The 12,639-nt window shown below is 55.4% G+C and carries 7 protein-coding genes and 1 pseudogene; all 8 read right to left on the reverse strand.

Features of this window, described 5'->3' with window-relative positions:
- Positions 1-48 precede the first annotated feature (48 nt).
- Positions 49-246 (reverse strand): annotated as a pseudogene (locus PSH84_RS25025) (transposase domain-containing protein); the annotation flags it as partial.
- 509 nt (positions 247-755) lie between these two features.
- The gene (locus tag PSH84_RS25030; RefSeq protein ID WP_305481956.1) at positions 756-5,651 is read right to left on the reverse strand and encodes a DEAD/DEAH box helicase; all 4,896 of its coding nucleotides are present in this window, start codon (positions 5,649-5,651) and stop codon (positions 756-758) included.
- Positions 5,652-5,814: 163 nt separating this feature from the next.
- Positions 5,815-6,102 (reverse strand): DUF6124 family protein, encoded by a 288-nt coding sequence (locus tag PSH84_RS29140; RefSeq protein ID WP_432421837.1) that lies wholly within the window; start codon positions 6,100-6,102, stop codon positions 5,815-5,817.
- A gap of 417 nt (positions 6,103-6,519) precedes the next feature.
- Positions 6,520-7,092, reverse strand: coding sequence for a hypothetical protein (locus PSH84_RS25035; protein ID WP_134925985.1), 573 nt, complete (start codon positions 7,090-7,092; stop codon positions 6,520-6,522).
- 202 nt (positions 7,093-7,294) lie between these two features.
- Positions 7,295-8,308, reverse strand: coding sequence for a restriction endonuclease (locus PSH84_RS25040; protein WP_439800542.1), 1,014 nt, complete (start codon positions 8,306-8,308; stop codon positions 7,295-7,297).
- A 381-nt stretch (positions 8,309-8,689) separates the two neighbouring features.
- Complete coding sequence (locus PSH84_RS25045; protein WP_095963463.1) at positions 8,690-9,049, reverse strand: DUF6124 family protein; 360 nt, start codon at positions 9,047-9,049, stop codon at positions 8,690-8,692.
- Between the two features lie 595 nt (positions 9,050-9,644).
- Entirely contained in the window at positions 9,645-10,919 is a 1,275-nt protein-coding gene (locus PSH84_RS25050) for a glycoside hydrolase family 68 protein (RefSeq protein WP_305468624.1), read from the reverse strand.
- A gap of 621 nt (positions 10,920-11,540) precedes the next feature.
- The gene (locus tag PSH84_RS25055) at positions 11,541-12,533 is read right to left on the reverse strand and encodes a hypothetical protein (RefSeq protein WP_305468625.1); all 993 of its coding nucleotides are present in this window, start codon (positions 12,531-12,533) and stop codon (positions 11,541-11,543) included.
- Positions 12,534-12,639 lie beyond the last annotated feature (106 nt).

Genomic DNA, 12,639 nt, shown 5'->3' on the forward strand with positions numbered 1-12,639 from the left:
GTCTCAGTGTGAGAAAACGTAAGCGTCCTGGCATCCTGTCTTGCACAATTAAGCCGGCTGCCAACGATGCGGCAACAACTCCCCAATCTCACTCGCCCGCTGCGTCGGCAGACGAGCAAGAACGTCCTTCAGATAGGCATACACATCATGCCCGTTGAGCTTGGCCGATTGGATCAAACTCATCAGCGCCGCTGCACGTTGGCCACTGCGTAACGACCCAGCAAACAACCAGTTTTTCCGTCCGAGCCCGCAAATTAAGAGCTATCGCGTCCGCTTAAAAATAGACGGATACCATCGCCCTTAATTTGGGGGCTCGGAAGGTGCGCTGGTTGTTCGCTTACAAGGCGGATATCGGCTGGCTATATAGCGAGCACGGGCATTTGCCGCACGCATAGGTATATACGCGTTTCCGAGATTAATGTTCGGTAGCGTCGGAGATCGTTGTGGGCTACAGAAGTTCTAGGGCCCTAAGGTTTCTAGTGGCAGAACGAGCTGGGAGTGTTGGCCAGATACGCAAATCAACCAATGGCAGTTGATGCTGCCCGTTCAGCGGATGCGAACGAGGCGAAAGTTTTTAACGTCGTTACCAGGGCGACGTGGCGGACCTTTGCGGATCGATAGGGATCGCTTGGGACGGACACTATTTAACATGAGAGTGCCGGGCTGGCAATCAGCAGGCGCCCTGCCTTGGTTGGGAAAGAGTGGCCCAACCAGAGCAGTAGTTGTCTGAGCGCTCAGCGTTTTATCGGACTCAACTAGTTATCTGTAGCGATATCGAGTCTGGGCAGCGCCTTGACGATTTTCTGGGTTTCCACGCTCACTGTGACCACGCGCTGGAACAGCTCCAGTGGGTACTTGGGGTTGCCCATAGTTTCCACTGCCCAATCGTTAGCATCGTTGACAATGCCGCTGGCCTTGTCGGTACGCACCGCTTGGCGATCCATCACCCAATCCAGTGCTGGCTTGCCGTTGACCACGTATTCCCAAGCTGCCTCGGGGATCCCCTTGAGGGTTATGCGGTGGTTGTAGATGACTGTGCTTTTGTCTCCTTTCTTAGCGAACTTCATCTTTTCCACCCGGTAATCGGCGCCATTCAACGTGCCCCTGGCCTCGATGGTCAGGGGATAGGGTTCGACGGTTTCGTAGTTCAGGTGGAGATCGGCCAAGGCGCGGCCTGCCTTGCTGAAGGCCCAGAAGTCGGCAGCCTTTTTCACAGCCGGGATGCGCGGCAGCTCTTTACTCAAATTGTCGGAAAAGCGCTCACGGTAGTCCGAGGAATGGAGGATTCCGTAGACGTAGTAAAACAGGTCCTCCTTGCTGATCTGCTCACCTGGGTAGGCCGCGTGGAAGTGAGACTGGCCTGTGTCCGTGATAGCCTCACGGCGGCGCAAGCCACCCTCAACCGGCTCAGCGAAAAGGTCGTCATCGCAAGCCTGAGCGGCTTCGTCGTAGAGGTAGAGGGGGAAGCATTGACCACCGCCGTCAGGCTGCAAGCAGGTAACGCTATCGACCATATAAGCAATCTGGCCATCGCCCCGCCAATTTCCCTTAACCATGATGGCTCTGTTTTCAGATGTGGCGTCTGGGAAGATGCGCGGCATCTGGTAGACCATCTCGTTGAAACGACGATTGAAGTACAGCCATTGCTTGGTGAAGGGGCGATATAGACCGGGCACCATGCAGTCGGCGTCGAAGGCATAGCTGCGATCTCTGCCAAGATCCTGTTTCAGTGCGCGAGTCCAGCTGATACGGGTCGGATTAGTGTCTATGAAACCATCAACTTTCGCCTGCCGTGCTTTGGTATCCATCCCCGGATGCGCCGCATTGAAGCGCTCCACCTCGGTATTGTAGAAGTCAATCATGCTGCTCATATTGACTTCCAGCTTGTGCTTGCTGGTGTTGTAGGCCCAAGAGTCTCGGCCGGTCGCAACACCCAGTGAAAAGCTGTCAAATAGCTTGGGCGCATCGCCCTTCTTATCTCCCATCAAGATGAACTGGCTGAAACTATCGTCGCGCTGTTTGAGCCAGTCACCGTGCTCATCCGGGGTGATTGATTGCCAGTGTTCGATACCGGCCACGCTGACGTAGTTTGCGATCTTCTCCAGCTTTTCTTCGCGGCTGAGATAGTCGCCAATGTCATGGAAATAAATCTGCCCATGTGTCTGCGCCTCGGGATTCTTGACCAGAAGCGAGATGGCGATGGGTGTACGGCTGCCACTGCCGAAAATTTTGCCCCCTTCCTTCCGAGAGATTTCGCCGCTGGTGCGTTGATTGCCTCGCAGATGGAACACATAGAGGCTAGAGAACTCCTCCGCCAAGCATTTGCGCATGCCGTCGGAAGACGTTGATTCCAAGTATCCAGCATTGGTGACAAAGCCGATCACACCCGCGTCGCCAATACGATCGCTGGCCCAGCGGATCGCACGGATATAGCTGTCATATATATTCTTCACGGACGTCATTGAGGAGCGTGCCGCGTAAGTAGAAGCGATGCAGGCATCGAGCGATGGGTAAGCGAGATTCGTGTTGTTGTTGTCATTTGCACTACCTTGCCCAATAGAATAGGGGGGATTACCCACAATCACCCGAATATCCAAATCCTTCTGGCGTCTACGCCGGGCGCTGTTGTCCTCTAGTAGTGCATCTACCAAATCGTCCTTCTCATACATCTGAAAAGTATCGGTCAGGCAGATACCTTCAAATGGGGTGTACTCGTCGATCACTTCGCCGTGATAGGCAGCTTCGATATTGATGGCTGCAATGTAGTAGGCCAGCAGCACCAGCTCGTTGGCATGGATCTCATGCTTATATTTGTGCGGCAACTCTTCCGGCTTGATCAGACCCGACTGGATCAGGCGTGTGATGAACGTCCCTGTGCCGGTAAAAGGGTCGATGATGTGAACGCCCTTACTGCCTAGAGTTTGGCCGAACTCCTGTTGCAGCAGGTGGTTGACGCTGTGGAGGATGAAGTCCACAACCTCGACCGGGGTGTAAACGATGCCCAAGCGCTCCGTCATCTTGGGGAAGGCGTTGCGGAAGAACTTGTCGTACAGCTCGACGATGATCTTCTGCTTGCCTTGGGCGTTGTCGATGCCGGCAGCGCGTTGACGAACGCTGGCATAGAACTTTTCCAGTGTGTCGGCTTCCTTGGCCAGGTGATGCTCATGGAGCGCGTCCAGCACGCCTTGCATGGCCTTGGACATGGGGTTGTGGCTGGCGAAGCTGTATTCCTCGAACAGCGCATCGAACACTGGCTTGGTTACCAGATGCTGGGCGAGCATTTCGATGATCTCGCCATCGCTGATGCTGTCGTTGAGATCATCGCGCAGCTCAGCGGCGAAGGCCTCGAAAGTCGCTCTCTCCCTGATGTGTACAGGGTTCTCCAAAATGCCCTGGATACGGTCGATATGGGTGCGGGCGATCTTGGCGATGTCGTTGGCCCAGTCTTCCCAGTGGTGGCGGTTGCCGCACTTGTCGACGATCTTGGCGTAGATGGCCTTCTCGATTTCACCCACTTCGTAGGTCAATTCGGCCTGCTGGGTCATCTGACCTTCGACGTCGTACTTAGCGCGTTTCTCACCAATGCCGTACTGACCTTTGCCTGCCTGGCCGTTGCTGGTGCCGCTAGCTTTCCTGGTCTTTTTCTCGGCCTTGTCGGTGATGGCGATGACTTCCATCTTGCGCGGGTCAGAGCCGATCAGATCGAGCTTGTTGACCATGGCGTCGAAGCTGTCGTCGTGCGAGCGCAGTGCCTGGAGCACCTGCCAGACGACCTTGTAGGTCTGATTGTCGTTGAGGGCTACATGGGGTTCCGTATTGGCTGGGATAACCACCGGCAACACCACATAGCCACGCTTCTTGCCTGGTGCGTTGCGCATCACTCGGCCTACGGATTGCACCACGTCCACTTGGGAGTTGCGCGGAGTGAGGAAAAGCACCGCGTCCAGTGCCGGTACGTCCACGCCCTCAGACAGGCAGCGCACGTTGCTAAGGATGCGGCATGTGTTGGTGGGTGGTTCTTCTTTCAGCCAGTTGAGCTTGGCTTCTTTCTGGCTGGCGTTCATGCCGCCATCGACGTGTGCTGCTTCACAGATGATGCGCGAGCCCTCGTCGATCTCTTCGGACTCCTGGTAAGCCTCAACCACCGACTGGAACATGCTGGCGATGTTGATCGAGCTGACCTTGTGCTTGGTTCCTTTGTAGTTAGGCGAGATGACCTGGCAGAAGGCCACAGCGCGCTTCATGGGCTGATCATCACCCACAAGATTTTCAGCTAGCCCTTGTTTGGCCAGCGCCTTCCAGCAGCCGACGATCTTGGCGGCGTCGTCCACCTTGAGTTGATTGTCTTCGTCCTTCAGCAGTTCCTGAAGCCGACGACTGATAACGCTCTCTTCAACAGTGAGTACCAGCACCTTGTAGTCGGTGAGCAGACCGCGCTGAACAGCCTCGGAGAAGTTGATGACGAACAACTCTTTGCCGTAAAGCGCTTCGTCATCCATCGAGCACAGGGTGACTTCACCAGACTCGGCCTTGATCTTGGCGTTGTCGCCGTAGATGCGCGGCGTAGCGGTCATGTACAGGCGTTTGGTGGCACGGATGTAGTCGACATCATGAATGCGAACGAAGGTGCTTTCGTCATCATCGTCGAAGGTCGCGCCGGTTGTGCGGTGGGCTTCGTCGCAGATCACCAGATCGAAAGCGGCAAGGCCATGATCAGCCTGGGCGCGGCTGATCACGTCGATGGAGTGATAGGTGGAGAACACCACACTCATGTGCTCGGCATCATGGCGCTTGAGCATTTCCGCTGCGAGGCGATCTGCCTTAGTGGTGGCCGGGTAGCGTAACTCGTGGGTGAACACCTGAACGGCGTCATCCTCTGCTTTGCGCTTCTTGCCTACGTCGCTGTCGGAGCAGACGGCAAAGCTGTGGAGCGGGGTTGCGCTTTCCTGCGTCCATTCGGTGAGGGTCTGCGAGAGTAGCGACAGGCTGGGTACTAGGAACAGTACGCGCTTGCCCTTGCCGGCCTGCTGCTCGGCAATTTTCAGGCTGGTGAAGGTCTTGCCGGTGCCGCAAGCCATGATCAGCTTGCCGCGTTCGGCGTCCTTGAGGCCCACGGCCACGGCATTCAGCGCGGTTTGCTGGTGCTCGCGCAGTTGCTTCTTGGCCTTGAGGGCGACGGCCTGATTGGGTTGATACTTGGCCCAGTCAATTTGGCTGTCTTCCAAGGCTTGTAGGTCGATCTTACTGACAGGGGGCTGCTGGCCTTGCAGCGCATCCTCGGCGTGCTCGCTCCAATTGTTGGTGGTGGCAACAATGACGCGGTGCGAGAACGGCGCCTTGCCCGAGGCGGTGAAGAAACTGTCTATGTCCTTCTTCTGGACTTTGTAGTCCTCGGCGTACAGCTTGCACTGGATGGCGTGGTACTCGCCGGTGCCCTGGGTTCGTGCCACCAAGTCGATACCCGAGTCCTTACCGCTGAGGCCCTGCTCCTTGGCCCAGTTGGCGAATGTCCAAACCTTGTCGTACAGATCACTGTAGGTGGCTTCGTTACGCAGGTAGGCGCAGATCAGCTCTTCGAAGTAGGTGCCTTTCTCGCGTTCGGTAACGGAGGCGGAGCGGTAGGTGTTGAGCAACGCAGAGAGGGCAGACATCGGTAAAAATTCCTTTTGTACTACGTCAGGCGCATCGCGAGCGCCAAATCGGCCCAGTCTAGCAATTCAGCCGACGCTTGAGCGATTCAGACAGTGCAGGCAGGGCCAGATGTCCAAGGATTGGGTTGTGCTCAATTTCCCTGGCATACCTACCTCTCTGGGGTCAGCTCTCCCTAAATGTCGAGATCACCAGACCAAACGCCAAATCACTGATCATGGCATTAGCCGAAGCCAGGGTCTCACTGAGGTTGGCAAGCAGACATTCCGAATCAATATCCGGTGCGAAACAGAAGATGGTGTAGGGTTTGTCAGACGTTTCGTCCTTCGGCGTAAGCTTCAGGTAGTAATCCAAAGCCCGGCTGGCTGCATCATCGATGCTTCTTGTTATGAGCCGACTGCACGCGAGACACGGTTTCGTCGGTAGCTGGCGGGCTCGGTGTAATTTTAGCAATGGTAAAGCTCCTAGAGTCTGTTGGAGCTACCACCATTCGCTGCGAAACGAAGTTGGGGTGGCAGCTGTACGCGGGTTCGCAGACCGGGACTCTAGGGACCGGCAGACCCGAGGGTCTCCCACGCACAGCCACCTCTGACGAAATCACAGACATGGGCGATCTGCTTTCGAAGGTGACGTTGTGCGCCTATAGAGTCCGGGCTGCGAAACCTGATCACTGATGAGCAGTGACGGACTCAAACTACCGAGGGGACGCAAGGCGCACAAGCCGGCGGATTCTGGCGTAGTTGTAAGCAATGGCGCAAGACGACGTCAGCCCCTCCCAAATCCCACGCGCCTCAATAAACACCGCGTCGCCTCACCCTAACTTGTTCAAACAAACCACCTTCGGCTGGGTCTCCGCCCCCCCTATCCGGCTCAATGATAAAGGGCCCAGACACCTAACAGTGCCAGCGCCCAGAGCAAAACGCCTGACGCCATGAAGAGGTAATTCCATACGGTGAAACGCGAATTGCTCGACGCTTGAGGATCATTGGCGGCGAAGTTGATCAGCGGTTGACTTCGGCTCACCACATAGGCCCGCAGCGGAATCGCCAACAGCAACCAACCGGCCAGAAATGCAAGGCTATCGACGCGCTTCGCCACTGAATTCAATACGCTGGCACCGACCGTCAGCACGACATATACGGTTGCCCACTGTTCGTAATCCCACTCAAATGTGCGACCGCTGCCGCGAATTTTCTCGCTCGCCTGGCGATACAGTTGGTGAATGAAAAATATGCACAGCAGGCCGCGCGCCCATGGCCAGATATCTGCCTGGTTGTACTGCTTGTAAAGGCTCCAGTTTTTGTATGACCAGTAATAGAAATAGAAGCCAAACGTCAGGGTCGCCAGTGTCAAAAGCTTTGCTGGCGACACCACATAGAATTCGGATGGCTGAACGACGGTCTCCAGTGGAGCTAAAGGTGGTGCGTAAACATTTTCGGACACGGCAAGTTCCTTAATCAGGGTGAACTGATAAAGCTAACGACCTGCTGGGCAAAATGTTGAGCAAAACAACGTAGGCCATCACCGCAACCCATCATGGAAACGCCGTATGTCCCCTCCGTTCTCATGTCGCTGGCGACGATATAAGGACGGAACGAGTTATCGAAATAGCTTTTTAGCGACATGACAGGTGAGCAATACCTCCCTACGCAGGAACGTAAAAGTAGCTCAACGGCACCAATCGCTTGGTCTCTGGATCGGTAGCTGGATAATGCGCCATCAACGTGCGAGCCAATTCATCCAGCGTCCACATTGTCAGATGCACGTTAGCCCGCTCACCCTCATAAAGCGCCTCCTTTGTGAAGCCTCCAGTGCTCACATACAGCCCTCGATCCTCCTTGTGCCGCCCACCAAGAAAGCTGCGGATCTCATTACTCCCCATCCGTACATTTCGATGCTTAACCTCAACAACAATGCGCGGCGGCTCAAATCCAAAGCCGTCGGGCGAAGCAATGATGTCTTTGCCACGATCAGCACCGGCCGGGGAGACGAGCGTTTTGTAGCCCATCGCTCGTAAGATGCCAGCAACCAGCTCCTGCATTTCAGACCAGTCCAGGCTATTGATTTGGTCCTTGATACGCTCGAAAGCAATCTCCTGAACACCTTTCAGCGGATCTTCAAGAGCTTCGGGATCGTCGATTAAGTCCTTCGGCGATGCCGATACGTCTTTACCGGTAGCAAGGGCAAGCAATTCCTTCTGAGCAACCTCCGCAACGTTAAATATGGTTAGCGTGGACCCCAAGCTATTTCTGCTGACGCTGTTTAGCTTGTCGCGATCAACCTCATGCGGATACCACTCAACAGGCCTGGTCAACGACATCCCATCGTCTGCCAGATCGGGACGAAGCTGGCATGCGCCAGTGAAGCGACCTACCAAGTAGGTCCGGTTCGCAGGCGAGTAAGTGACGACCGTATCGCCTTCTTTGATTTCGTTAACGAAACGAAACACCTGAGAAGCACCCGATACGGCGCTAGCATCCTTAATACCAGGCTGGAGTTCCTTATAAGCTTGGATCAAGGCCTTTCGGGAAACGCCAGGCTTTGCGGCAAGTGCTAACTGAGCCCAACCGATGGCTGCCAGATTTCGATCCCTGAAGTCGTCATAGAGACGACCGCCATCACCTCGAACCATCCACATCGTTGGCATATTGGTACTCATCCTTTCCACGGAATCCGGAACGTGAATGTAGCAATGGTGATAGCACCGTGTGAATCAAAGCTTTCAGAAAGCCAGCCATAGACACTCCTGGGCACATGCCCAGCTCAGATAACATGGGCTGGCGATTCAAAATGAAAGCAAGGCACACTGCGGCAAGCGCCATCGACAATAGCGATTTAATAGACCAGTCCGCATAGTTACCGGCCTAGGGCGCTGCTGTGGTCATGATCTACATTAGCGATTAAATGAAATTCACAGCCAAAATTGAGCGACGAACCCTCGGCGCTCCCATACCTGACGCCCATTGCCGCGAGCTCTCACGAAAAAAGGCCTTGCTGAGCAAGACCTTTTTTCCTTTCAAAGCGCGAGTGCCTCGCCCTTCTACCTCACCTCAACAATATCCAAAGCCCGATTCGCCAACAGCTCACTCACCTCAATCACCTGCAAAATCCCCAACGCAAAATGCCGTCGAGATCCCTCAAGACCAAACGCCAAATCACTGATCATGGCATTCGCCGAAGCCAGGTTTTCACTGAGATTGGCCAGCAGACATTCCGAATCAACATCCGGTGCGATGCGGAAGATGGTGTTGGGTTTGTCGGACGTTTCGTCCTTCGGCGTAGGCTTCAGGTAGTAATCCAACGCCCGGTTGGCAGCGTCATCAAGCTTATTGTTACGAGCAGACTGAGCGCGAGATACATGCTCATCTGTGGTCGGAGGGTTCGGTGTAATTTTTGCCATCGACTTAGGTTCCTTAAGTGATGCTGCAGCCACCTCGCGACTAAACGAGAGGGCGGCAGCTGTGCGCAGGTTAGTCGACCGGTGAACCTAAGAATCCCGGCGCGCCCGGGGGCGCCCTGCGCACAGCCACCATCAATACAGGAACAGCACAGCCTGTCCGACGGGACTTGGTACGCCTTAGGTTGAGACGGGCGACTAAACCCGATCACTGATGCTCAGTGACAGGATTCAAACTACCGACGCCCTCCAAGACGCACAAGCCGGCGGATTCTGGCGTAGTTGTAGGCAATGGCGCAAGGCGATGTCGGTCGTGGCTAATCTCATTGAGTCAAGATAAACAGCTGGCTGGAATGTTGCTGATGCACCGCTATCGCGAGCAAGCTCGCTCCCACAGAGGAGCTTGTCTACATACGTTGCAGAGGAATGCATTCACGACCGGCTGCATCCTTGCAGCCAGTCGCGAAGAGGGTTACGACTCGTTGTTCAATGGGGCTTGCGAGCAACATCGCAATGAATCAGGCGGGATATCTCGATCATATCCACAACGGTTTTGTCATCGACCGCAAACCCGCTACCTGAAACCCCGGTGTTGCTGTTACTTGAGGGTGACGTCGAGCATCGGCGGGATGTAACCGTAGTCGTACTCGGCCACCACGAACGTCTGCTGCCCTTTGATTTTCATGCCCACCGTGGGTGCCTCGGTGCCACCCACACGAATCTGCGTGCCGGTTTCGTCGGTCGGTACGCTGTCGATGAAGGAGGTCACCAGGCCGTTTGGCATTACATAGTGCGAGTAGGTCTGGAATGGCTGGGAGGACGGGTTGCCCAGCACCAGGCCGGAACCGTTCAGCGGCACGTAAGGGCCGAAGAGCGAGTCCGCGACGAAACCGTACACCCCGTCCGGCCCGGTCACGCCGTCGGCGTAGGTGAAGGTATGGCTGATCGTGAACAGGTAGTACTTGCCATCCTGGAACACGAAATGCGGGCGCTCGGTCTGGTCGTTTACCCCGACGGCGGTCAGCAGTGGCGGCAACATTTCCCAGTCGTCACCGTCTGCGTCGCGGGCCACGGCGATGCCGACACAGGCGGTCTGGTAGCGCGAGTTGCCGACATCTTCATAACCTGGCGGCACGTCGCCGATTTCTGCCTCTCCCACTTTGTGCGAGCCGCGCTCGCCGGCCACGTTACCCTCGAACAGCATGTACAGCTTGCCGTCTTTCGGGTCGCGGAAAGGCCATGGGTCGCGGAAACCCCAGAACGCGTTTTGTGCTTCGGTCTGGTACATGTTGCCGTCGGCCTCGAACAGCGGCTTGACCTTCTCGAAGCCGACCATGCTGACACCGTGTTCAGTGGTCACCACCCGACCGCGCACCTTGACGATGGTCGCGCCCGGGGTGACGGCGGTGTAATACAGGTCCACTTCACCTCGGTCGTTCAACAGGATCGGCGTACCGGCCCATTCGCGAGCGGTCGGCGAAACGCCTTCGGCCATGACACGGCCACCGAATTCCCAGTTCTTGCCGGTACGAGAGAACCAGTAGTACATCTTTGCCCGACCGTGACGGTCGTTCCAATCGCGGAGGATGTCGTAGTTACCGTCCTCGTCGAGGTACTGCGGGTCGTTTGGATGACGATCGGCCGTCAGGGTGAAGATCACCGACCAGCCATCGACGGACGTCACGTTACCGTCCAAGTCGCGCAGGGGCATGGTGTCCCAGATAAACACGTCGTTGTTCAATACCGGGAAATCCGCGCGGACCAGCGGCTGAGTGGTGGTGGGGTCATCTGCCCGGACTTTCAGCGCGTCAGCGCGGGTCCAGAGGCTGGGTTGATGGGGGGTTGCACCGAATTTTTCAGTGGTGTTTTTCATAGGTTATTGCCTCGTCCATGAATGGATTCAAATAAATAGCGATCTAGAAATACTGTATGTGCATACAGTGAAGCCACCTTATAGAGGCTCATGCATGCGGGTCAAGCAAAAAATGCATTTGTGCATATTTTGGTTTTTTGTCGTAGCTGATACGTTTCAGCTTCGGACGTTTTCAGAAGTTCGTTCCTTGGGAGATCGGCGACGTTGGCTGCACGCTCGGTGCAGTGAACGTTACGCAGTGAAAAGCGCGCGTAACGGGGCAACGGGCGGAAGCAGTGCATAGAGGGATCGGTCAACTGAGCCAGCGCGTTTTGCGCATAGGCCAATGCAAGGTGGGAGCCACACGGGGGTTTAGATTCGTCGCCGTCGGCGGCATGAAGGGAAGCGGGTCGTCGTGAGCAGTTTGCGAGGGGGTGAGTCAGCGGTTTTGATGTTGGCTGGTATAGCGCTATCGCGAGCGAGCTCGCTCCCACAGTGGGGGGTGCGGAATGTCTGTTGTGGCGGTGGTCAGTTGTTTTGATGGAGATGACTGCGAACGCTCAGTCACTCAATACCCGGGCAAGCGCGGCTCTGGCTTTCACATCCACTGCAGATTTTTCGGCGGGCGGGGTCAGGCTCGGTCTAGGCAGTCGCGCAAATAAAACTCCTGGCGCGACCGGCTTCAACACCCAACAAGCCTATTTCGGTTTCATCAATGGCTTGGAGTTGAACCAGGTTCATGCCTTCGCGCCGGTAAACTGCACTGTCCTCTGAATCCGCATGAACCACGTACCCCCCAGGCTTTACGCCTACACGAGTTTCATCGAGAGCAATACTGGCCGAGACCAGGATATGGAAATCCAGGACGTTGTTCTTATGCAAAACCGTCGCGCCAATGAAATGTTCTGCGCATATTTCCAAAGCCATCTGCAGCCCATGGACCGCTGGGGTTTCCCGATAGCTGCCCGGCATGAATATCTTGTTTTCCCAGAACTGCGCGTCATTCAGCTCTTCCAGCCCATCGTTTCCGATATTGGGGTAACGTTTATGCTGGTAAAAAACGTTTCCATTCCAAATGATGAAACCTGTGTTTCTAACGATTCCGTCGCCGGCTTTTGAACCTTCTGCGATCCGCTCCTTCGTAGCCGTTGCATAATCGCCATAAACCCCTTTGTTCATGCGGTCCCACCCCGGGATTTCATTCACGACCGCATCCATTTCCACACCATATTTTGCCTTGTTGATATTTCTGGCCTGCCCCCACGATTTCAACTGCTGGGTTTCCCTTTTCCGCATCCTGGAGTCTGGGCGCTGCATTGACTTGAGCCAAAGCGTCGTGCCTGGGACGAATATCAGCCATGGATTTCTGTTTGAAATATCTGCCAATGTTGCCCGGATGATTTCTTTTTCTTCCTCCGAAATAAACGAGGTAGGCATTTCCTTGGAGAAAAGATACTCGGGGGCGACGACAAGGCAATAATTCAGCTTATGTTGATCGACATGTTTGGCGAAGGCAGTTCTCGCCATGTACAGCAAAGCCCCGATTCTAAGCTGTATGCAGAGAAGACTGTTCTCGACAGGGATTCTTAATCTGCGTGTATCGAATTCCCAAACCACCACCAGTAAGTTCGGCATCCTTTCCTCCCGCCTGGCTGCTGAGCGGTGCCGCAAGCCGGGTTGGCCGCATTCGTGTGAGAAGGCACTTGGCGCATATTCCAGGAAAATTCAGCTTAGATGAGCC

The organism is Pseudomonas beijingensis, from assembly GCF_030687295.1.
GTDB classification, from domain to species: domain Bacteria; phylum Pseudomonadota; class Gammaproteobacteria; order Pseudomonadales; family Pseudomonadaceae; genus Aquipseudomonas; species Aquipseudomonas beijingensis.